Annotated in this window: 30 protein-coding genes and 1 pseudogene; 8 read left to right on the forward strand and 23 right to left on the reverse strand. The window is 54.3% G+C overall.

Going from position 1 to position 20,150, the window contains the following annotated elements:
• The 5 genes from ACTG2U_RS21600 to relB (ACTG2U_RS21620) form a co-directional block, all read right to left on the reverse strand.
• Positions 1-506 (reverse strand): replication initiation protein (locus ACTG2U_RS21600; RefSeq protein ID WP_439975151.1); only part of this gene is annotated, 506 nt, incomplete at its 3' end.
• Between the two features lie 390 nt (positions 507-896).
• Positions 897-1,187, reverse strand: a complete 291-nt coding sequence (locus ACTG2U_RS21605) for a type II toxin-antitoxin system RelE family toxin (protein ID WP_017411297.1) — start codon at positions 1,185-1,187, stop codon at positions 897-899.
• A complete protein-coding gene (locus ACTG2U_RS21610; protein WP_026080514.1) occupies positions 1,177-1,419 on the reverse strand; it encodes a type II toxin-antitoxin system RelB/DinJ family antitoxin in 243 nt (80 codons plus the stop codon). Before ACTG2U_RS21610 ends, ACTG2U_RS21605 begins: the two co-directional genes overlap by 11 nt.
• Positions 1,420-1,682: 263 nt before the next feature.
• Positions 1,683-1,967 (reverse strand): type II toxin-antitoxin system RelE/ParE family toxin, encoded by a 285-nt coding sequence (locus tag ACTG2U_RS21615; RefSeq protein WP_017411299.1) that lies wholly within the window; start codon positions 1,965-1,967, stop codon positions 1,683-1,685.
• Positions 1,957-2,196, reverse strand: a complete 240-nt coding sequence (relB, locus tag ACTG2U_RS21620) for a type II toxin-antitoxin system RelB family antitoxin (protein ID WP_016946643.1) — start codon at positions 2,194-2,196, stop codon at positions 1,957-1,959. Before relB (ACTG2U_RS21620) ends, ACTG2U_RS21615 begins: the two co-directional genes overlap by 11 nt.
• Before the next feature lie 153 nt (positions 2,197-2,349).
• Between relB (ACTG2U_RS21620) and ACTG2U_RS21625 the strand changes: the two genes are divergently transcribed.
• Positions 2,350-3,327: a hypothetical protein gene (locus ACTG2U_RS21625; RefSeq protein WP_335844577.1), complete on the forward strand. Its 978-nt coding sequence runs from the start codon at positions 2,350-2,352 to the stop codon at positions 3,325-3,327.
• A 386-nt stretch (positions 3,328-3,713) separates the two neighbouring features.
• Here ACTG2U_RS21625 and ACTG2U_RS21630 read toward each other — a convergent pair.
• Positions 3,714-4,345 (reverse strand): annotated as a pseudogene (locus tag ACTG2U_RS21630) (TetR/AcrR family transcriptional regulator C-terminal domain-containing protein).
• Between the two features lie 80 nt (positions 4,346-4,425).
• Here ACTG2U_RS21630 and tet(E) (ACTG2U_RS21635) point away from each other — a divergent pair.
• Entirely contained in the window at positions 4,426-5,643 is a 1,218-nt protein-coding gene (tet(E), locus tag ACTG2U_RS21635) for a tetracycline efflux MFS transporter Tet(E) (protein ID WP_017411290.1), read from the forward strand.
• A gap of 478 nt (positions 5,644-6,121) precedes the next feature.
• On the opposite strand, the gene ACTG2U_RS21640 is transcribed toward tet(E) (ACTG2U_RS21635), so the two are convergent.
• Together ACTG2U_RS21640 and ACTG2U_RS21645 are read right to left on the reverse strand one after the other, a co-directional pair.
• On the reverse strand, positions 6,122-6,433 hold the full coding sequence (locus ACTG2U_RS21640) for a hypothetical protein (RefSeq protein ID WP_017411291.1): 312 nt from the start codon (positions 6,431-6,433) through the stop codon (positions 6,122-6,124).
• The gene (locus ACTG2U_RS21645) at positions 6,434-6,910 is read right to left on the reverse strand and encodes a hypothetical protein (RefSeq protein ID WP_017411292.1); all 477 of its coding nucleotides are present in this window, start codon (positions 6,908-6,910) and stop codon (positions 6,434-6,436) included.
• A gap of 55 nt (positions 6,911-6,965) precedes the next feature.
• Here ACTG2U_RS21645 and ACTG2U_RS21650 point away from each other — a divergent pair, with 55 nt between their 5' ends.
• Positions 6,966-7,553, forward strand: coding sequence for a hypothetical protein (locus ACTG2U_RS21650; protein ID WP_017411293.1), 588 nt, complete (start codon positions 6,966-6,968; stop codon positions 7,551-7,553).
• 58 nt (positions 7,554-7,611) lie between these two features.
• Here ACTG2U_RS21650 and ACTG2U_RS21655 read toward each other — a convergent pair whose 3' ends face one another.
• Entirely contained in the window at positions 7,612-8,025 is a 414-nt protein-coding gene (locus ACTG2U_RS21655; protein ID WP_017411294.1) for a plasmid mobilization protein, read from the reverse strand.
• Positions 8,026-8,223: 198 nt separating this feature from the next.
• Between ACTG2U_RS21655 and ACTG2U_RS21660 the strand changes: the two genes are divergently transcribed.
• Positions 8,224-8,514, forward strand: coding sequence for a hypothetical protein (locus ACTG2U_RS21660; RefSeq protein WP_017411295.1), 291 nt, complete (start codon positions 8,224-8,226; stop codon positions 8,512-8,514).
• 143 nt (positions 8,515-8,657) lie between these two features.
• Here ACTG2U_RS21660 and ACTG2U_RS21665 read toward each other — a convergent pair whose 3' ends face one another.
• From ACTG2U_RS21665 to relB (ACTG2U_RS21685), 5 genes are all read right to left on the reverse strand, one after another.
• Positions 8,658-9,632 (reverse strand): replication initiation protein, encoded by a 975-nt coding sequence (locus ACTG2U_RS21665; RefSeq protein ID WP_014343694.1) that lies wholly within the window; start codon positions 9,630-9,632, stop codon positions 8,658-8,660.
• 235 nt (positions 9,633-9,867) lie between these two features.
• The gene (locus ACTG2U_RS21670) at positions 9,868-10,158 is read right to left on the reverse strand and encodes a type II toxin-antitoxin system RelE family toxin (RefSeq protein WP_017411297.1); all 291 of its coding nucleotides are present in this window, start codon (positions 10,156-10,158) and stop codon (positions 9,868-9,870) included.
• Positions 10,148-10,390: a type II toxin-antitoxin system RelB/DinJ family antitoxin gene (locus ACTG2U_RS21675; protein WP_026080514.1), complete on the reverse strand. Its 243-nt coding sequence runs from the start codon at positions 10,388-10,390 to the stop codon at positions 10,148-10,150. The genes ACTG2U_RS21670 and ACTG2U_RS21675 overlap by 11 nt, the downstream gene beginning before the upstream one ends.
• Before the next feature lie 263 nt (positions 10,391-10,653).
• Positions 10,654-10,938, reverse strand: a complete 285-nt coding sequence (locus ACTG2U_RS21680) for a type II toxin-antitoxin system RelE/ParE family toxin (RefSeq protein WP_017411299.1) — start codon at positions 10,936-10,938, stop codon at positions 10,654-10,656.
• Positions 10,928-11,167 carry a type II toxin-antitoxin system RelB family antitoxin gene (gene relB / locus ACTG2U_RS21685; protein ID WP_016946643.1) on the reverse strand — a complete coding sequence of 80 codons (240 nt, stop codon included), beginning with the start codon at positions 11,165-11,167 and terminating at the stop codon, positions 10,928-10,930. The genes ACTG2U_RS21680 and relB (ACTG2U_RS21685) overlap by 11 nt, the downstream gene beginning before the upstream one ends.
• 153 nt (positions 11,168-11,320) lie before the next feature.
• On the opposite strand from relB (ACTG2U_RS21685), the gene ACTG2U_RS21690 reads away from it, so the two are divergent.
• Positions 11,321-12,298, forward strand: a complete 978-nt coding sequence (locus ACTG2U_RS21690) for a hypothetical protein (RefSeq protein ID WP_335844577.1) — start codon at positions 11,321-11,323, stop codon at positions 12,296-12,298.
• Positions 12,299-12,684: 386 nt separating this feature from the next.
• Here ACTG2U_RS21690 and ACTG2U_RS21695 read toward each other — a convergent pair whose 3' ends face one another.
• Positions 12,685-13,317 (reverse strand): tetracycline resistance transcriptional repressor TetR(E), encoded by a 633-nt coding sequence (locus ACTG2U_RS21695; protein ID WP_017411289.1) that lies wholly within the window; start codon positions 13,315-13,317, stop codon positions 12,685-12,687.
• A gap of 80 nt (positions 13,318-13,397) precedes the next feature.
• Here ACTG2U_RS21695 and tet(E) (ACTG2U_RS21700) point away from each other — a divergent pair, with 80 nt between their 5' ends.
• The gene (gene tet(E) / locus ACTG2U_RS21700) at positions 13,398-14,615 is read left to right on the forward strand and encodes a tetracycline efflux MFS transporter Tet(E) (protein WP_017411290.1); all 1,218 of its coding nucleotides are present in this window, start codon (positions 13,398-13,400) and stop codon (positions 14,613-14,615) included.
• 478 nt (positions 14,616-15,093) lie between these two features.
• Here tet(E) (ACTG2U_RS21700) and ACTG2U_RS21705 read toward each other — a convergent pair whose 3' ends face one another.
• Together ACTG2U_RS21705 and ACTG2U_RS21710 are read right to left on the reverse strand one after the other, a co-directional pair.
• Positions 15,094-15,405, reverse strand: a complete 312-nt coding sequence (locus ACTG2U_RS21705) for a hypothetical protein (RefSeq protein WP_017411291.1) — start codon at positions 15,403-15,405, stop codon at positions 15,094-15,096.
• Positions 15,406-15,882 (reverse strand): hypothetical protein, encoded by a 477-nt coding sequence (locus ACTG2U_RS21710; RefSeq protein WP_017411292.1) that lies wholly within the window; start codon positions 15,880-15,882, stop codon positions 15,406-15,408.
• Positions 15,883-15,937: 55 nt separating this feature from the next.
• Between ACTG2U_RS21710 and ACTG2U_RS21715 the strand changes: the two genes are divergently transcribed.
• The gene (locus ACTG2U_RS21715; RefSeq protein WP_017411293.1) at positions 15,938-16,525 is read left to right on the forward strand and encodes a hypothetical protein; all 588 of its coding nucleotides are present in this window, start codon (positions 15,938-15,940) and stop codon (positions 16,523-16,525) included.
• Between the two features lie 58 nt (positions 16,526-16,583).
• On the opposite strand, the gene ACTG2U_RS21720 is transcribed toward ACTG2U_RS21715, so the two are convergent.
• Entirely contained in the window at positions 16,584-16,997 is a 414-nt protein-coding gene (locus ACTG2U_RS21720) for a plasmid mobilization protein (protein ID WP_017411294.1), read from the reverse strand.
• A gap of 198 nt (positions 16,998-17,195) precedes the next feature.
• Between ACTG2U_RS21720 and ACTG2U_RS21725 the strand changes: the two genes are divergently transcribed.
• The gene (locus ACTG2U_RS21725) at positions 17,196-17,486 is read left to right on the forward strand and encodes a hypothetical protein (RefSeq protein ID WP_017411295.1); all 291 of its coding nucleotides are present in this window, start codon (positions 17,196-17,198) and stop codon (positions 17,484-17,486) included.
• A gap of 143 nt (positions 17,487-17,629) precedes the next feature.
• Here ACTG2U_RS21725 and ACTG2U_RS21730 read toward each other — a convergent pair whose 3' ends face one another.
• From ACTG2U_RS21730 to ACTG2U_RS21750, 5 genes are all read right to left on the reverse strand, one after another.
• Positions 17,630-18,604, reverse strand: a complete 975-nt coding sequence (locus ACTG2U_RS21730; RefSeq protein WP_014343694.1) for a replication initiation protein — start codon at positions 18,602-18,604, stop codon at positions 17,630-17,632.
• A gap of 235 nt (positions 18,605-18,839) precedes the next feature.
• Positions 18,840-19,130 carry a type II toxin-antitoxin system RelE family toxin gene (locus ACTG2U_RS21735; protein ID WP_017411297.1) on the reverse strand — a complete coding sequence of 97 codons (291 nt, stop codon included), beginning with the start codon at positions 19,128-19,130 and terminating at the stop codon, positions 18,840-18,842.
• Positions 19,120-19,362, reverse strand: a complete 243-nt coding sequence (locus ACTG2U_RS21740; RefSeq protein WP_026080514.1) for a type II toxin-antitoxin system RelB/DinJ family antitoxin — start codon at positions 19,360-19,362, stop codon at positions 19,120-19,122. The genes ACTG2U_RS21735 and ACTG2U_RS21740 overlap by 11 nt, the downstream gene beginning before the upstream one ends.
• A gap of 263 nt (positions 19,363-19,625) precedes the next feature.
• Positions 19,626-19,910, reverse strand: coding sequence for a type II toxin-antitoxin system RelE/ParE family toxin (locus ACTG2U_RS21745; protein ID WP_017411299.1), 285 nt, complete (start codon positions 19,908-19,910; stop codon positions 19,626-19,628).
• Positions 19,900-20,094, reverse strand: coding sequence for a CopG family ribbon-helix-helix protein (locus ACTG2U_RS21750; protein ID WP_439975152.1), 195 nt, complete (start codon positions 20,092-20,094; stop codon positions 19,900-19,902). Before ACTG2U_RS21750 ends, ACTG2U_RS21745 begins: the two co-directional genes overlap by 11 nt.
• Positions 20,095-20,150: the final 56 nt, after the last annotated feature.

The raw sequence follows: 20,150 nt of genomic DNA on the forward strand, positions 1-20,150 counted from the left end.
AAGGCGTTGGCGCTGCCACAGGCCGCCTGCACGGCGTTTGCCCAGGCGTCGTACCCATTGGGCAGCCAATACCCCCTCACCGCGCCATAGGCCCATTCACGCACGTTATCGAACAAGGCGACGTTACGCCCTAGGCCGCTCGCCTCTTGGCGGCTGCGGCGGCTGTAGGCCGCCAGCTCGGCATCCGGGCAGAACTCGGCGAGGTAGTCGAGGCTGTAGGGCTCGATTTGGTGCCAGACAGTGAGCCAATCGCTATGGGTAGGGTTTTTGGTGATCAGCCCTGAATACCCCATGTCGGCCCCTAGCCGCTTCGCTAGAACATGTTCTATGGCCGCCAGATAGCGCAACGGCTTTTGCCGTGCTGCACTGGTTCGGGCTACAGGGGCCGCCAGCATATACCCGATATGGGCATGGCCGTTCGTGCGGTTAACGCTGATCCAGTGCGGGGCTGGCAAGCCTGCATCCTTCCACGCGTGGTAACCGTCCGGCTTGTCCAAGTCGAACACCAAGCATGCGGAGGCGGGTTGTACTGGATGTGGAGATAGCCCAGTGCGGTAGCCTGCGGACGAATGAGCAGCCCTGACGATTTATCATTAGTGCAGTAAGGGCGACGAGGGAGACGTTCGACGAATGCAGCAGCTAGAAGCGCTGGTTTTACCATCTGGCACCGCGCTTATTGGCGGTGCAGGAGGGTTGTTTGATGTGATCCATGTGATAGACTTCTCATGTGATTAAGTCACGGCCCCGAACTTTCTGCACTCTTCCGCCAAGTTGATCGCAGAGATTCGGGGTTTGTCTTTTCTGGACAGTACGTTACCGCACTGCTGCCGCTGCCGCAACGTCCGCAAACCCGCGCAGTGCCTGCGTTATCCGCACAGGATAAGCAGGGGCATTTATCAGCTATTCACACGCGATCCCGCGTCCAGATACACCTGCTCCCGCTCTCGTTTCCCCACCGCGACCACGAATACCAGCACCCGCTCATCCTGCACCTGGTAAACCAACCGATAACCCGCCCCACGCAGCTTGATCTTGTAGCAGTCCGGCAGCCCATGCAGGCGGTTGGCCTCGACCCTCGGTCGCTCCAGTACCTCTGCGAGCTTCTTTTTGAACTGCTGGCGCACGGTATCACCCAGCTTCTTCCACTCCTTCCACGCTCGTGGATCGAACTCAAGCTCAAAGGTCATCCAGCGACACCCTGATCCCTTTCTGGGGGCTGGCCAGCCGCTCACGAACGAGGGCAAGCAGCGCCTCCTCATCCTCCGTTACCACGGTCGTCCGAAACGGCAACCGCTCCTGGGAAGCAACATACTCCAGGGTTTGCCGCAGCAGCTCCGAGGGGGTTACGCCCAGTTTTTCAAGGACAGCATACGAACGAGTCTTAAGATCGTCGTCGATGCGAAGATTGATCGTGCCCATAGCCATACACCAAGTAATTGCATTTGTAATTACACAATAACATCGGTCACGCCATGCTGCAAACCCGGTCAACGTGCGCCGCACAGGCCCCACCAGAGCTGTTCTGCTCCGTCTGAGTGGCACTTGTTCGCATGATAACGCAGGACCCATCCAGAAAGCGTCGCGGGGGTCTCAAACCGGCGCTGGATGGATCAATGTCCACGGCCGACATTGCACGTGATGGGTCCAAAACCCGGTGCGCATAATCGCTTTTATGTTTACCTCTACCAGTGGCTGGGTAGGCGCAAGCGAGTATGAAACACCCTCAAAATGTGGATCTCTTCGCCCTTTACTCGATACGGAATGAGGAACGGATAGGGTTGCACCACAAGCTCTCGTGTACCAGGAACGCGCCCTGGCCGTCCCATTGCTGGCTGATCTACCAACAAGTGAACCAAGCGATACACCTCTAATACAAACTCCTGGGCCACCCTGGAGTTCTCTTTTGCTAAGTGATCGTGAGCATCCTCAAGGTTCAGTGCAGCCTTACGCAGCCATTTAACCTGCATTGATACCCCACCGATTGAACTTCGCCATCATCTCCTTTTCAGGCACAAAGTCGCCCGCATCCGCTTCACGCAATGCGGCTTCAACTTCCGTGATCTGCCAGGCTTCTCGCGCCAAATAATCCTGGATAGCTTGGTTTGCCAACCATGATTTGGTTCTGCCTGTGGACTGGGCCAATTGCCCCAACTGCTGCTCTACCTCATCCGGCAAACGGACAGACATAACACTCATACACACCCCACCAAACCACAATGTTTACATGATACTACACCTTTACTGAATGACAGGCACGGACAACAGGCAGCAAAAAGGGCGTCCGATTTAACGTAACGCCCCCTTATGCGCGGTAATGGTGTATCGTGCACGGCGCTGGATGCGCCCGTGATGCCCAAATTATCGAGTTGTTCGCAAGCCTCCGCTCACCCAATCGATACAGCCTATCTGGAAAGCTTCAACCTCAATGGCCAAGGGAAGGTCGCAAATCGTAATGAAATGCCAACAGGAACTAAGACCATGAACCGCACTTTTTGGAACAAGCCACATATTCGTCGATGGGCCATATTTGCCCTGCTGCCCCTGTTGGCCGCTACCTTGCCACTACTGCTAGAGGCGAGCTATCGCGCCTACCTGAACCTTGGAACCCATTTCAACAAAGGGGAAGGGCTGTTTATCTGCGCTATCTTCTATTTTATCGCCCTGCGGGTACGCAGTCGCGGGTTCAACATCATCACAGCAGCGCTGTTTTTCTACTTCATTTTCAGCCAACTCGCCCACCTCGGGATCTATCACTCCTGGCTCTCACCAACCGAAATTTTGCTCTTTTTCGAAGAGTTTTCTGAGGTCTATCGCACCGGTATCACCATGCTACCCAGCTTGCTATTACCGCTGCTGATCGCTCTGCTCTCTTTGTTACCTATTGTGCTACTACGTCATGCCACCATGCCAAAAAGCGACAGCCGCCGCTTGATCGCCTTTTTTTCGTTAATCTTGATTGCCCCGGTAATTCAATCCGCTCTTGCCAAGAGCAAGAGTGAAGATGCTCCCCATCTACGCTACTCAGCACTGCGATCAGCCATTCAAACCTCGTCAATATTCCTAGGTAAAACGGTTCCCGACCAACTAAGCGGTCAAAGTAATGTGGATAAATATGTAAAAGAGGCCCCCTCCATCCAGACTGGAGCAGAGCAGAGCAGAGTTATTATTCTGATAATGGGTGAAAGTCAGAACATCGATAACATGTCAGCATTTGGCTACAAACTCGACACGACCCCCTACTTGCGCGAGCATTCCAACGAGGGAGTATTGAAGAAAACTGATCACAACCATTTAAGTTGGAAACTGGCAGATCAAAGTATTCAATGAGTTAACGATACCAAATGTGACATTTAAGTTGGAAACTCAAAAGTAATACTACATCTGCTCCGTGAGCAAACAGGACATTTAAGTTGGAAAACAGGCTCTATTTGACGTGATGGGGAGGGTGCGAACAAATCCTTGACACGAGATCATCAGATTTTCTTAGTACCATGGATGAGAACCAACGTGAGCCATCAACTGACCTTCGCTGACTACGAGTTCAATGGCAAACACCGCCAGACCCGCAAAGAAATCCCCCTCTTGTTCGGATCTCCCTAATTTATCAAAGGCTATGCACATACACATTTTCAAGAATATTTGTCGCGTGAAAAATAAAAATCACTGGCGATAGATTTAAAATTACTACCGTTAGTACTGCCCCATAGACAGCATCATTTATTATTACCCTGGATGGACATATATTTTTCATCTAATTGTGCAGAGAATCCAACTATTAATGATTTCAGCCCGAAATGGAAGGCCGTTTCAGCAGTGGTTCTCGTCTGAACATTAAATGCCTCCTGTAATAATGGTGGCACAGCGTCCATCACTGTATTGTATTCTGTCGGGTTTGTGGCTTGCTCTTCCAATACTGCACCCAGCGTAAAATGGCTGATAGATTGCAGAATGAAAAGAGCCTCCTCGACCGAAAACCCTGCATCGCATAGACAGCGTAGTTGCGCCTCTGCTTGTTCAAACTGGGGGGCGTAGGAGAGGTCCCTATATGCAATCGGGCTCCATCACGATGGACCAATAATGCTTTACGGAAACTCAGAGCATTTTCCTGGAGAAACTGCTGCCAACTCTCAGTCGGTAACGGTACTGAACGGGTGTGATGCTTCACCAGTATTGCCTCTGAAAGCATGTTCATAAGGGTCTGCTTGTTGCGCACGTGCCAATACAGAGTCGGTTGCTCAATTTTGAGGGACTGCGCCAGCTTACGCGTAGTCAGGCCCTCTAGCCCCTCTCTGTCCAGCAGGGTGAGCGCCATTGAAATTACGTCGTCCAAGCTTAGTCGTGCCATCACTATCTCCTTTCGCTGTTGACAATCTATCACTGATAGAGTTACTTTTCAAACCCTATCACCGATAGAGAGCGTTAACTATGAACCGCACTGTGATGATGGCACTGGTCATCATTTTTTTAGATGCCATGGGGATTGGCATAATTATGCCTGTCTTACCGGCGTTATTACGGGAGTTTGTTGGAAAGGCTAATGTTGCGGAGAACTACGGTGTTTTATTGGCGCTGTATGCAATGATGCAAGTGATTTTTGCCCCTCTTCTCGGCCGCTGGTCAGATCGCATAGGTCGTCGCCCTGTATTATTACTTTCACTTTTAGGTGCAACACTGGACTACGCATTAATGGCAACAGCCAGCGTAGTGTGGGTGTTGTATCTGGGACGCTTAATTGCTGGTATTACCGGTGCGACTGGAGCTGTTGCAGCCTCAACAATTGCCGATGTCACACCTGAGGAATCCAGGACACATTGGTTTGGTATGATGGGTGCCTGTTTTGGTGGCGGTATGATTGCTGGACCAGTCATTGGTGGTTTTGCAGGTCAACTTTCGGTACAGGCACCGTTTATGTTCGCTGCTGCTATTAACGGGCTGGCATTTCTGGTCTCCCTATTCATTTTACATGAGACCCATAATGCTAATCAGGTTAGTGACGAGATAAAGAATGAAACAATCAATGAAACCACATCCTCCATACGCGAGATGATCTCCCCATTATCGGGATTGCTAGTTGTCTTTTTCATCATTCAATTGATTGGCCAAATCCCTGCAACATTATGGGTTTTATTCGGAGAAGAGCGCTTCGTATGGGATGGCGTAATGGTCGGTGTTTCATTGGCTGTGTTTGGGCTTACACACGCACTGTTTCAAGGACTTGCTGCTGGTTTTATCGCTAAACATTTGGGAGATCAGAAAGCTATCGTGGTTGGCATCTTGGCTGATGGCTGTGGCCTACTTTTATTGGCAGTCATTACGCAAAGCTGGATGGTTTGGCCAGTTGTGCTGTTACTCGCTTGTGGTGGCATAACTCTTCCCGCTTTGCAGGGAATTATATCTGTTCGTGTCGGTCAGGTAGCACAAGGACAATTGCAAGGGTTGCTGACCAGTTTGACACACCTCACGGGTGTAATCGGTCCACTTATTTTTGCATTTTTGTATAGTGCAACCCACGAATCTTGGAATGGTTGGGTGTGGATAGTTGGATGCGGATTGTATGTAGTTGCACTGACTATACTGAGGTTTTTCTATCCCGGCAGGGCTGCCCACCCGAAAAATCAGAGCAATTCACAGCCATTTCTTTAAATGGTAATGGTAACTGTATGCCCCCAATTCCTAGACGTGAAACCGACCGTTGCACAGCATCAGAAATTGTGAATGTAGCACATTGGACTACTACGAGAACCTACAATGCAAGCCATACTATTTGAGTAGTATTAACGCTACTCCATAACGACTGTCGCCATACTGAAAGTATGGTAAACAGAATAAAGAACTGTCTTCCACAATTGCAAGCCACCATGCCAATCTGTCAGCGCATAATGCCCATTATGTTTAATAGCCGACTTCACCTGGCAAAATCGACACCCTGCCGAAAATCGACCGCCTGAGCCGCATTCTGGCGCGTTTCTTCCCCCTGCCTGACCCGTTTATGGCCTGAAAGTTTGCGACGCATTGAGGGCCGTTTGAGGGCCGGATCTTGCGGGGTTCGGTTTCGACCAGATTTACATGCCAAGCCCCCCAATCCTTAGCCCCTTCGCCTTCTCCACTTTCGCCAGTGCCGCTACTTGCTCCGCGCATTGAGCAAGGTATTCAGCGCGCCCATCAAGCTCCCGACACTGGTGTTCAATCGACCTAGCGTTATCTTGGTCGTGGCCTCTGATGTCTCCACGGCGTTCAACAGCTCCCCGAAGTCGTGCTGTAGACCCCCGCACAGCGTCTCGAAGTCGCTGAGTACCCCGTTTAAGTGCTCCTGATACTCGGCCAAAGAGCGCCTCTGCTCCTGTAATTGCAGCGTCAAGGCCGCGGTCTGCTCTCTGTGTGTCGTCTCGATTTGCTCCAGCCTGCCGACCAAGATCCGTTCCAGTTCCGTCATTCACTGCACCTCCACGGCTTTGCGACCGTCTTTCATGTTGATCAAAGTCCCGAGTTGGGGGGCTGCTAGGTACACCTTGCCGTTGCTCTCGATGACCTCCACCCCCTTGATGGCTTCGAGCGTCGTGATCCGCTGCTGGATCTCGCTGCCGAGCCAGCTCAACAACCCCCAGCTCCCGAACCCGAGCCCCAATGACAGGCACGCGCCGATCAGACACGCTTTCCACCAAATGCCGGAAAATCGCCTCAGCAACAGGGCCTCCCTCCTGGACTGCCTCATGGCCGATCTCAGCGGTGCGGTCGCGGCCTTCATATTGCTGACGGTTGTATCCAGCTCGCCTTTCACAAGCTTTATCAATTCGCTCCTGACAGAATCGTGCAGCTCCCTTGTCCACCGTTCCGCCTCTACCTGTTCGGCGAGCTTCTGCTGCGCGATCCTCTCGCTCAAGAGTGTTTTCGACTGTCCAAGATGCTCCATAAATCTCCCCTTTGAGTCTGATTGCCTTCGGGTATCCCTCTGGCTTGATACTGAGATGATCGGCACCGGATCGCGTGATTTCGCATCCCATTTCCACGACCTTTCGCCGCAGATCAGCGGCGTTGGTGATCACCCCTTGGGCGATGAACCCCAGCAGGTACTCCGAGACCTGTTTCTTGATTGCCTTGCGGTCGTTGGCGTCCCTGTAGACGTCAAAGCTGGGCTGCACAGGCCGCCGCCTGAGCGGGTCGTCTGGCCGTGCCCAGCCCTTTCCGTAGTTCCATTTGTTCCGCAGCGAATCGAAGTGGCTCCGTTGACCTGGCGGGGCTACGTTCAGGGATTTTCCCGTGCCCAGGTGAACGCGGGGGATCAGGATGTGGACATGCACACCGCCATCTTCCTCGCGGTGCAGGACGGCGGTCAGGTGTACGTCCTGCCTGTCCAGTCCGGCAAAAGCCAACTTCTCGAAGTCGTCCAGCACGGCGTTGATTTCATCCTCTGTCGGTGCCTCTTCGGTAGCCCAAGAGATAACGGCGCTGGTATACCGCTGCTGGAACGGCAGAGAGTCGGCCAAGGCACCGAACAACACCGGGTCTCCCCGCAGCACCTCAACGCCTGCCCGAGCAACCCCCTTGTGGTCTAGATCCCCCATCAGGTAGGCACTGGCAGCAGCGCCAGAGCCTGTGCCGTGGGCCATAAACTTAATGTGCATCGTCGTCCCCCTTTGCCTTTGGTTTGGGTGGGGGCGGTAGCCGGGGGAGCAACTTGGCCGCCTCGGCCTCGATGCTCCGCAGATAGGCCAGCGCCTCTAACACCGGCATCCGATCACCCTTACTCCGGCACTCGTTGAGTGCCCGAGCGACCTGATTCAGGTTCGAGCCAAGCGCGGCCAGTTGCCGCATCAAAGCGGGGTCAGCATCGTTGCTGGTATCCCGTGGGGGGCGTGAGGGGCGCTTGCGGGGCGTGGGGATGTGCGTCTGCTGCCCAGCATCGACCGCCCCCCTGATCCAGTCCGATACACTGAGGCCAGCAGAGGTCGCCTGCTGGCGCCATACCTCCGCCGTGGCCTGGTCTATTCGGACGCTCACGGTCGTGCTTCTCGGGACTTTGGCCACGGTGCCTCCGGTGTGGTTTTGGGGTGGGGGATTGAAGGGGCAGCGCCCCTCAACAGCCCCGTATGTAGTTGCGCAGCAACGTAATACGGGTAGGCTGGCTTAATGCCAGTACAGCAAAAAAACAGGGGGTCGGCAACTTGCCAATTATCGTCACAGTGACACATAATCAATTACCGTTACAGTGACAGGAAATAGGTCATGAAGGACACCGCAGATCTGGGCACAGTGGACATGTTCGGCGTGAAGCGGCGCAGAGGCAGGCCAAAGACCGGGGGCGCCAAGAGCGGGGCAGAACGTCAGGCCGCCTACCGTGCCAAACAGCAGGGAATTAGCGTCACAGTGACGATTAATCGGGCGCACCTGGACGGCCTATCGGCCCAGCTCCAGGCGATCCGGGATGGAGGGTCTGCTGTAGTGCTCACCCCGGAGCAGGCCGGGGAGATCCTGGCAGCCATCCGAACCGCAGAAAGAGGACAGCTCCGGGGATAACAGCTGCCGCCCACAGGGGGACAAGCCCCTGATGGACGGGCGGACGCAGTTACCCCCCTCGCCAAGCCGCTCTCTATAAAGATTCATTTAGGGCGATAACAACGCCCTGCGGGCGCTGTTATCTGATAAGGCTTGTTTCTGGATCACTCTGGCGAGATTTTGGAGAGGTAGCGGCTAACACTTGCCGAACCGATCCCTAAATCCTCGGCAATGTCCCGATTGCTGTACCCCAACCCCTTGAGCCGCAGTACCTCCGGTAACAGCTCAGCCGCTCTGCCGCTATCCCTTGGCCTGCCCCCGCCCTTCGATACCTTGCCCCCCTTGGCTCCTCGATGCGCCTGCACGGCGCTGAATGCGGCGGGGTTGAAGCGCTGCCAGACCCAGCGGGCAATGCTCTTGGCCGTGGCCTTGATCTCGTTGGGAGGCAACGGCCCGCCCTGCTCCAACCCAAAGGCGTTGGCGCTGCCACAGGCCGCCTGCACGGCGTTTGCCCAGGCGTCGTACCCATTGGGCAGCCAATACCCCCTCACCGCGCCATAGGCCCATTCACGCACGTTATCGAACAAGGCGACGTTACGCCCTAGGCCGCTCGCCTCTTGGCGGCTGCGGCGGCTGTAGGCCGCCAGCTCGGCATCCGGGCAGAACTCGGCGAGGTAGTCGAGGCTGTAGGGCTCGATTTGGTGCCAGACAGTGAGCCAATCGCTATGGGTAGGGTTTTTGGTGATCAGCCCTGAATACCCCATGTCGGCCCCTAGCCGCTTCGCTAGAACATGTTCTATGGCCGCCAGATAGCGCAACGGCTTTTGCCGTGCTGCACTGGTTCGGGCTACAGGGGCCGCCAGCATATACCCGATATGGGCATGGCCGTTCGTGCGGTTAACGCTGATCCAGTGCGGGGCTGGCAAGCCTGCATCCTTCCACGCGTGGTAACCGTCCGGCTTGTCCAAGTCGAACACCAAGGAGGATACATGCGGAGGCGGGTTGTACTGGATGTGGAGATAGCCCAGTGCGGTAGCCTGCGGACGAATGAGCAGCCCTGACGATTTATCATTAGTGCAGTAAGGGCGACGAGGGAGACGTTCGACGAATGCAGCAGCTAGAAGCGCTGGTTTTACCATCTGGCACCGCGCTTATTGGCGGTGCAGGAGGGTTGTTTGATGTGATCCATGTGATAGACTTCTCATGTGATTAAGTCACGGCCCCGAACTTTCTGCACTCTTCCGCCAAGTTGATCGCAGAGATTCGGGGTTTGTCTTTTCTGGACAGTACGTTACCGCACTGCTGCCGCTGCCGCAACGTCCGCAAACCCGCGCAGTGCCTGCGTTATCCGCACAGGATAAGCAGGGGCATTTATCAGCTATTCACACGCGATCCCGCGTCCAGATACACCTGCTCCCGCTCTCGTTTCCCCACCGCGACCACGAATACCAGCACCCGCTCATCCTGCACCTGGTAAACCAACCGATAACCCGCCCCACGCAGCTTGATCTTGTAGCAGTCCGGCAGCCCATGCAGGCGGTTGGCCTCGACCCTCGGTCGCTCCAGTACCTCTGCGAGCTTCTTTTTGAACTGCTGGCGCACGGTATCACCCAGCTTCTTCCACTCCTTCCACGCTCGTGGATCGAACTCAAGCTCAAAGGTCATCCAGCGACACCCTGATCCCTTTCTGGGGGCTGGCCAGCCGCTCACGAACGAGGGCAAGCAGCGCCTCCTCATCCTCCGTTACCACGGTCGTCCGAAACGGCAACCGCTCCTGGGAAGCAACATACTCCAGGGTTTGCCGCAGCAGCTCCGAGGGGGTTACGCCCAGTTTTTCAAGGACAGCATACGAACGAGTCTTAAGATCGTCGTCGATGCGAAGATTGATCGTGCCCATAGCCATACACCAAGTAATTGCATTTGTAATTACACAATAACATCGGTCACGCCATGCTGCAAACCCGGTCAACGTGCGCCGCACAGGCCCCACCAGAGCTGTTCTGCTCCGTCTGAGTGGCACTTGTTCGCATGATAACGCAGGACCCATCCAGAAAGCGTCGCGGGGGTCTCAAACCGGCGCTGGATGGATCAATGTCCACGGCCGACATTGCACGTGATGGGTCCAAAACCCGGTGCGCATAATCGCTTTTATGTTTACCTCTACCAGTGGCTGGGTAGGCGCAAGCGAGTATGAAACACCCTCAAAATGTGGATCTCTTCGCCCTTTACTCGATACGGAATGAGGAACGGATAGGGTTGCACCACAAGCTCTCGTGTACCAGGAACGCGCCCTGGCCGTCCCATTGCTGGCTGATCTACCAACAAGTGAACCAAGCGATACACCTCTAATACAAACTCCTGGGCCACCCTGGAGTTCTCTTTTGCTAAGTGATCGTGAGCATCCTCAAGGTTCAGTGCAGCCTTACGCAGCCATTTAACCTGCATTGATACCCCACCGATTGAACTTCGCCATCATCTCCTTTTCAGGCACAAAGTCGCCCGCATCCGCTTCACGCAATGCGGCTTCAACTTCCGTGATCTGCCAGGCTTCTCGCGCCAAATAATCCTGGATAGCTTGGTTTGCCAACCATGATTTGGTTCTGCCTGTGGACTGGGCCAATTGCCCCAACTGCTGCTCTACCTCATCCGGCAAACGGACAGACATAACACTCATACACACCCCACCAAACCACAATGTTTACATGATACTACACCTTTACTGAATGACAGGCACGGACAACAGGCAGCAAAAAGGGCGTCCGATTTAACGTAACGCCCCCTTATGCGCGGTAATGGTGTATCGTGCACGGCGCTGGATGCGCCCGTGATGCCCAAATTATCGAGTTGTTCGCAAGCCTCCGCTCACCCAATCGATACAGCCTATCTGGAAAGCTTCAACCTCAATGGCCAAGGGAAGGTCGCAAATCGTAATGAAATGCCAACAGGAACTAAGACCATGAACCGCACTTTTTGGAACAAGCCACATATTCGTCGATGGGCCATATTTGCCCTGCTGCCCCTGTTGGCCGCTACCTTGCCACTACTGCTAGAGGCGAGCTATCGCGCCTACCTGAACCTTGGAACCCATTTCAACAAAGGGGAAGGGCTGTTTATCTGCGCTATCTTCTATTTTATCGCCCTGCGGGTACGCAGTCGCGGGTTCAACATCATCACAGCAGCGCTGTTTTTCTACTTCATTTTCAGCCAACTCGCCCACCTCGGGATCTATCACTCCTGGCTCTCACCAACCGAAATTTTGCTCTTTTTCGAAGAGTTTTCTGAGGTCTATCGCACCGGTATCACCATGCTACCCAGCTTGCTATTACCGCTGCTGATCGCTCTGCTCTCTTTGTTACCTATTGTGCTACTACGTCATGCCACCATGCCAAAAAGCGACAGCCGCCGCTTGATCGCCTTTTTTTCGTTAATCTTGATTGCCCCGGTAATTCAATCCGCTCTTGCCAAGAGCAAGAGTGAAGATGCTCCCCATCTACGCTACTCAGCACTGCGATCAGCCATTCAAACCTCGTCAATATTCCTAGGTAAAACGGTTCCCGACCAACTAAGCGGTCAAAGTAATGTGGATAAATATGTAAAAGAGGCCCCCTCCATCCAGACTGGAGCAGAGCAGAGCAGAGTTATTATTCTGATAATGGGTGAAAGTCAGAACATCGATAACATGTCAGCATTTGGCTACAAACTCGACACGACCCCCTACTTGCGCGAGCATTCCAACGAGGGAGTATTGAAGAAAACTGATCACAACCATTTAAGTTGGAAACTGGCAGATCAAAGTATTCAATGAGTTAACGATACCAAATGTGACATTTAAGTTGGAAACTCAAAAGTAATACTACATCTGCTCCGTGAGCAAACAGGACATTTAAGTTGGAAAACAGGCTCTATTTGACGTGATGGGGAGGGTGCGAACAAATCCTTGACACGAGATCATCAGATTTTCTTAGTACCATGGATGAGAACCAACGTGAGCCATCAACTGACCTTCGCTGACTACGAGTTCAATGGCAAACACCGCCAGACCCGCAAAGAAATCCCCCTCTTGTTCGGATCTCCCTAATTTATCAAAGGCTATGCACATACACATTTTCAAGAATATTTGTCGCGTGAAAAATAAAAATCACTGGCGATAGATTTAAAATTACTACCGTTAGTACTGCCCCATAGACAGCATCATTTATTATTACCCTGGATGGACATATATTTTTCATCTAATTGTGCAGAGAATCCAACTATTAATGATTTCAGCCCGAAATGGAAGGCCGTTTCAGCAGTGGTTCTCGTCTGAACATTAAATGCCTCCTGTAATAATGGTGGCACAGCGTCCATCACTGTATTGTATTCTGTCGGGTTTGTGGCTTGCTCTTCCAATACTGCACCCAGCGTAAAATGGCTGATAGATTGCAGAATGAAAAGAGCCTCCTCGACCGAAAACCCTGCATCGCATAGACAGCGTAGTTGCGCCTCTGCTTGTTCAAACTGGGGGGGCGTAGGAGAGGTCCCTATATGCAATCGGGCTCCATCACGATGGACCAATAATGCTTTACGGAAACTCAGAGCATTTTCCTGGAGAAACTGCTGCCAACTCTCAGTCGGTAACGGTACTGAACGGGTGTGATGCTTCACCAGTATTGCCTCTGAAAGCATGTTCATAAGGGTCTGCTTGTTGCGCACGTGCCAATACAGAGTCGGTTGCTCAATTTTGAGGGACTGCGCCAGCTTACGCGTAGTCAGGCCCTCTAGCCCCTCTCTGTCCAGCAGGGTGAGCGCCATTGAAATTACGTCGTCCAAGCTTAGTCGTGCCATCACTATCTCCTTTCGCTGTTGACAATCTATCACTGATAGAGTTACTTTTCAAACCCTATCACCGATAGAGAGCGTTAACTATGAACCGCACTGTGATGATGGCACTGGTCATCATTTTTTTAGATGCCATGGGGATTGGCATAATTATGCCTGTCTTACCGGCGTTATTACGGGAGTTTGTTGGAAAGGCTAATGTTGCGGAGAACTACGGTGTTTTATTGGCGCTGTATGCAATGATGCAAGTGATTTTTGCCCCTCTTCTCGGCCGCTGGTCAGATCGCATAGGTCGTCGCCCTGTATTATTACTTTCACTTTTAGGTGCAACACTGGACTACGCATTAATGGCAACAGCCAGCGTAGTGTGGGTGTTGTATCTGGGACGCTTAATTGCTGGTATTACCGGTGCGACTGGAGCTGTTGCAGCCTCAACAATTGCCGATGTCACACCTGAGGAATCCAGGACACATTGGTTTGGTATGATGGGTGCCTGTTTTGGTGGCGGTATGATTGCTGGACCAGTCATTGGTGGTTTTGCAGGTCAACTTTCGGTACAGGCACCGTTTATGTTCGCTGCTGCTATTAACGGGCTGGCATTTCTGGTCTCCCTATTCATTTTACATGAGACCCATAATGCTAATCAGGTTAGTGACGAGATAAAGAATGAAACAATCAATGAAACCACATCCTCCATACGCGAGATGATCTCCCCATTATCGGGATTGCTAGTTGTCTTTTTCATCATTCAATTGATTGGCCAAATCCCTGCAACATTATGGGTTTTATTCGGAGAAGAGCGCTTCGTATGGGATGGCGTAATGGTCGGTGTTTCATTGGCTGTGTTTGGGCTTACACACGCACTGTTTCAAGGACTTGCTGCTGGTTTTATCGCTAAACATTTGGGAGATCAGAAAGCTATCGTGGTTGGCATCTTGGCTGATGGCTGTGGCCTACTTTTATTGGCAGTCATTACGCAAAGCTGGATGGTTTGGCCAGTTGTGCTGTTACTCGCTTGTGGTGGCATAACTCTTCCCGCTTTGCAGGGAATTATATCTGTTCGTGTCGGTCAGGTAGCACAAGGACAATTGCAAGGGTTGCTGACCAGTTTGACACACCTCACGGGTGTAATCGGTCCACTTATTTTTGCATTTTTGTATAGTGCAACCCACGAATCTTGGAATGGTTGGGTGTGGATAGTTGGATGCGGATTGTATGTAGTTGCACTGACTATACTGAGGTTTTTCTATCCCGGCAGGGCTGCCCACCCGAAAAATCAGAGCAATTCACAGCCATTTCTTTAAATGGTAATGGTAACTGTATGCCCCCAATTCCTAGACGTGAAACCGACCGTTGCACAGCATCAGAAATTGTGAATGTAGCACATTGGACTACTACGAGAACCTACAATGCAAGCCATACTATTTGAGTAGTATTAACGCTACTCCATAACGACTGTCGCCATACTGAAAGTATGGTAAACAGAATAAAGAACTGTCTTCCACAATTGCAAGCCACCATGCCAATCTGTCAGCGCATAATGCCCATTATGTTTAATAGCCGACTTCACCTGGCAAAATCGACACCCTGCCGAAAATCGACCGCCTGAGCCGCATTCTGGCGCGTTTCTTCCCCCTGCCTGACCCGTTTATGGCCTGAAAGTTTGCGACGCATTGAGGGCCGTTTGAGGGCCGGATCTTGCGGGGTTCGGTTTCGACCAGATTTACATGCCAAGCCCCCCAATCCTTAGCCCCTTCGCCTTCTCCACTTTCGCCAGTGCCGCTACTTGCTCCGCGCATTGAGCAAGGTATTCAGCGCGCCCATCAAGCTCCCGACACTGGTGTTCAATCGACCTAGCGTTATCTTGGTCGTGGCCTCTGATGTCTCCACGGCGTTCAACAGCTCCCCGAAGTCGTGCTGTAGACCCCCGCACAGCGTCTCGAAGTCGCTGAGTACCCCGTTTAAGTGCTCCTGATACTCGGCCAAAGAGCGCCTCTGCTCCTGTAATTGCAGCGTCAAGGCCGCGGTCTGCTCTCTGTGTGTCGTCTCGATTTGCTCCAGCCTGCCGACCAAGATCCGTTCCAGTTCCGTCATTCACTGCACCTCCACGGCTTTGCGACCGTCTTTCATGTTGATCAAAGTCCCGAGTTGGGGGGCTGCTAGGTACACCTTGCCGTTGCTCTCGATGACCTCCACCCCCTTGATGGCTTCGAGCGTCGTGATCCGCTGCTGGATCTCGCTGCCGAGCCAGCTCAACAACCCCCAGCTCCCGAACCCGAGCCCCAATGACAGGCACGCGCCGATCAGACACGCTTTCCACCAAATGCCGGAAAATCGCCTCAGCAACAGGGCCTCCCTCCTGGACTGCCTCATGGCCGATCTCAGCGGTGCGGTCGCGGCCTTCATATTGCTGACGGTTGTATCCAGCTCGCCTTTCACAAGCTTTATCAATTCGCTCCTGACAGAATCGTGCAGCTCCCTTGTCCACCGTTCCGCCTCTACCTGTTCGGCGAGCTTCTGCTGCGCGATCCTCTCGCTCAAGAGTGTTTTCGACTGTCCAAGATGCTCCATAAATCTCCCCTTTGAGTCTGATTGCCTTCGGGTATCCCTCTGGCTTGATACTGAGATGATCGGCACCGGATCGCGTGATTTCGCATCCCATTTCCACGACCTTTCGCCGCAGATCAGCGGCGTTGGTGATCACCCCTTGGGCGATGAACCCCAGCAGGTACTCCGAGACCTGTTTCTTGATTGCCTTGCGGTCGTTGGCGTCCCTGTAGACGTCAAAGCTGGGCTGCACAGGCCGCCGCCTGAGCGGGTCGTCTGGCCGTGCCCAGCCCTTTCCGTAGTTCCATTTGTTCCGCAGCGAATCGAAGTGGCTCCGTTGACCTGGCGGGGCTACGTTCAGGGATTTTCCCGTGCCCAGGTGAACGCGGGGGATCAGGATGTGGACATGCACACCGCCATCTTCCTCGCGGTGCAGGACGGCGGTCAGGTGTACGTCCTGCCTGTCCAGTCCGGCAAAAGCCAACTTCTCGAAGTCGTCCAGCACGGCGTTGATTTCATCCTCTGTCGGTGCCTCTTCGGTAGCCCAAGAGATAACGGCGCTGGTATACCGCTGCTGGAACGGCAGAGAGTCGGCCAAGGCACCGAACAACACCGGGTCTCCCCGCAGCACCTCAACGCCTGCCCGAGCAACCCCCTTGTGGTCTAGATCCCCCATCAGGTAGGCACTGGCAGCAGCGCCAGAGCCTGTGCCGTGGGCCATAAACTTAATGTGCATCGTCGTCCCCCTTTGCCTTTGGTTTGGGTGGGGGCGGTAGCCGGGGGAGCAACTTGGCCGCCTCGGCCTCGATGCTCCGCAGATAGGCCAGCGCCTCTAACACCGGCATCCGATCACCCTTACTCCGGCACTCGTTGAGTGCCCGAGCGACCTGATTCAGGTTCGAGCCAAGCGCGGCCAGTTGCCGCATCAAAGCGGGGTCAGCATCGTTGCTGGTATCCCGTGGGGGGCGTGAGGGGCGCTTGCGGGGCGTGGGGATGTGCGTCTGCTGCCCAGCATCGACCGCCCCCCTGATCCAGTCCGATACACTGAGGCCAGCAGAGGTCGCCTGCTGGCGCCATACCTCCGCCGTGGCCTGGTCTATTCGGACGCTCACGGTCGTGCTTCTCGGGACTTTGGCCACGGTGCCTCCGGTGTGGTTTTGGGGTGGGGGATTGAAGGGGCAGCGCCCCTCAACAGCCCCGTATGTAGTTGCGCAGCAACGTAATACGGGTAGGCTGGCTTAATGCCAGTACAGCAAAAAAACAGGGGGTCGGCAACTTGCCAATTATCGTCACAGTGACACATAATCAATTACCGTTACAGTGACAGGAAATAGGTCATGAAGGACACCGCAGATCTGGGCACAGTGGACATGTTCGGCGTGAAGCGGCGCAGAGGCAGGCCAAAGACCGGGGGCGCCAAGAGCGGGGCAGAACGTCAGGCCGCCTACCGTGCCAAACAGCAGGGAATTAGCGTCACAGTGACGATTAATCGGGCGCACCTGGACGGCCTATCGGCCCAGCTCCAGGCGATCCGGGATGGAGGGTCTGCTGTAGTGCTCACCCCGGAGCAGGCCGGGGAGATCCTGGCAGCCATCCGAACCGCAGAAAGAGGACAGCTCCGGGGATAACAGCTGCCGCCCACAGGGGGACAAGCCCCTGATGGACGGGCGGACGCAGTTACCCCCCTCGCCAAGCCGCTCTCTATAAAGATTCATTTAGGGCGATAACAACGCCCTGCGGGCGCTGTTATCTGATAAGGCTTGTTTCTGGATCACTCTGGCGAGATTTTGGAGAGGTAGCGGCTAACACTTGCCGAACCGATCCCTAAATCCTCGGCAATGTCCCGATTGCTGTACCCCAACCCCTTGAGCCGCAGTACCTCCGGTAACAGCTCAGCCGCTCTGCCGCTATCCCTTGGCCTGCCCCCGCCCTTCGATACCTTGCCCCCCTTGGCTCCTCGATGCGCCTGCACGGCGCTGAATGCGGCGGGGTTGAAGCGCTGCCAGACCCAGCGGGCAATGCTCTTGGCCGTGGCCTTGATCTCGTTGGGAGGCAACGGCCCGCCCTGCTCCAACCCAAAGGCGTTGGCGCTGCCACAGGCCGCCTGCACGGCGTTTGCCCAGGCGTCGTACCCATTGGGCAGCCAATACCCCCTCACCGCGCCATAGGCCCATTCACGCACGTTATCGAACAAGGCGACGTTACGCCCTAGGCCGCTCGCCTCTTGGCGGCTGCGGCGGCTGTAGGCCGCCAGCTCGGCATCCGGGCAGAACTCGGCGAGGTAGTCGAGGCTGTAGGGCTCGATTTGGTGCCAGACAGTGAGCCAATCGCTATGGGTAGGGTTTTTGGTGATCAGCCCTGAATACCCCATGTCGGCCCCTAGCCGCTTCGCTAGAACATGTTCTATGGCCGCCAGATAGCGCAACGGCTTTTGCCGTGCTGCACTGGTTCGGGCTACAGGGGCCGCCAGCATATACCCGATATGGGCATGGCCGTTCGTGCGGTTAACGCTGATCCAGTGCGGGGCTGGCAAGCCTGCATCCTTCCACGCGTGGTAACCGTCCGGCTTGTCCAAGTCGAACACCAAGGAGGATACATGCGGAGGCGGGTTGTACTGGATGTGGAGATAGCCCAGTGCGGTAGCCTGCGGACGAATGAGCAGCCCTGACGATTTATCATTAGTGCAGTAAGGGCGACGAGGGAGACGTTCGACGAATGCAGCAGCTAGAAGCGCTGGTTTTACCATCTGGCACCGCGCTTATTGGCGGTGCAGGAGGGTTGTTTGATGTGATCCATGTGATAGACTTCTCATGTGATTAAGTCACGGCCCCGAACTTTCTGCACTCTTCCGCCAAGTTGATCGCAGAGATTCGGGGTTTGTCTTTTCTGGACAGTACGTTACCGCACTGCTGCCGCTGCCGCAACGTCCGCAAACCCGCGCAGTGCCTGCGTTATCCGCACAGGATAAGCAGGGGCATTTATCAGCTATTCACACGCGATCCCGCGTCCAGATACACCTGCTCCCGCTCTCGTTTCCCCACCGCGACCACGAATACCAGCACCCGCTCATCCTGCACCTGGTAAACCAACCGATAACCCGCCCCACGCAGCTTGATCTTGTAGCAGTCCGGCAGCCCATGCAGGCGGTTGGCCTCGACCCTCGGTCGCTCCAGTACCTCTGCGAGCTTCTTTTTGAACTGCTGGCGCACGGTATCACCCAGCTTCTTCCACTCCTTCCACGCTCGTGGATCGAACTCAAGCTCAAAGGTCATCCAGCGACACCCTGATCCCTTTCTGGGGGCTGGCCAGCCGCTCACGAACGAGGGCAAGCAGCGCCTCCTCATCCTCCGTTACCACGGTCGTCCGAAACGGCAACCGCTCCTGGGAAGCAACATACTCCAGGGTTTGCCGCAGCAGCTCCGAGGGGGTTACGCCCAGTTTTTCAAGGACAGCATACGAACGAGTCTTAAGATCGTCGTCGATGCGAAGATTGATCGTGCCCATAGCCATACACCAAGTAATTGCATTTGTAATTACACAATAACATCGGTCACGCCATGCTGCAAACCCGGTCAACGTGCGCCGCACAGGCCCCACCAGAGCTGTTCTGCTCCGTCTGAGTGGCACTTGTTCGCATGATAACGCAGGACCCATCCAGAAAGCGTCGCGGGGGTCTCAAACCGGCGCTGGATGGATCAATGTCCACGGCCGACATTGCACGTGATGGGTCCAAAACCCGGTGCGCATAATCGCTTTTATGTTTACCTCTACCAGTGGCTGGGTAGGCGCAAGCGAGTATGAAACACCCTCAAAATGTGGATCTCTTCGCCCTTTACTCGATACGGAATGAGGAACGGATAGGGTTGCACCACAAGCTCTCGTGTACCAGGAACGCGCCCTGGCCGTCCCATTGCTGGCTGATCTACCAACAAGTGAACCAAGCGATACACCTCTAATACAAACTCCTGGGCCACCCTGGAGTTCTCTTTTGCTAAGTGATCGTGAGCATCCTCAAGGTTCAGTGCAGCCTTACGCAGCCATTTAACCTGCATTGATACCCCACCGATTGAACTTCGCCATCATCTCCTTTTCAGGCACAAAGTCGCCCGCATCCGCTTCACGCAATGCGGCTTCAACTTCCGTGATCTGCCAGGCTTCTCGCGCCAAATAATCCTGGATAGCTTGGTTTGCCAACCATGATTTGGTTCTGCCTGTGGACTGGGCCAATTGCCCCAACTGCTGCTCTAGGTGCTGTTCGGATTCTATCGTGTTTCCCTATTAACCTTAGCAAT

Source organism: Aeromonas sp. 95A, assembly GCF_051919235.1.
GTDB classification, from domain to species: Bacteria; Pseudomonadota; Gammaproteobacteria; order Enterobacterales; family Aeromonadaceae; genus Aeromonas; species Aeromonas veronii.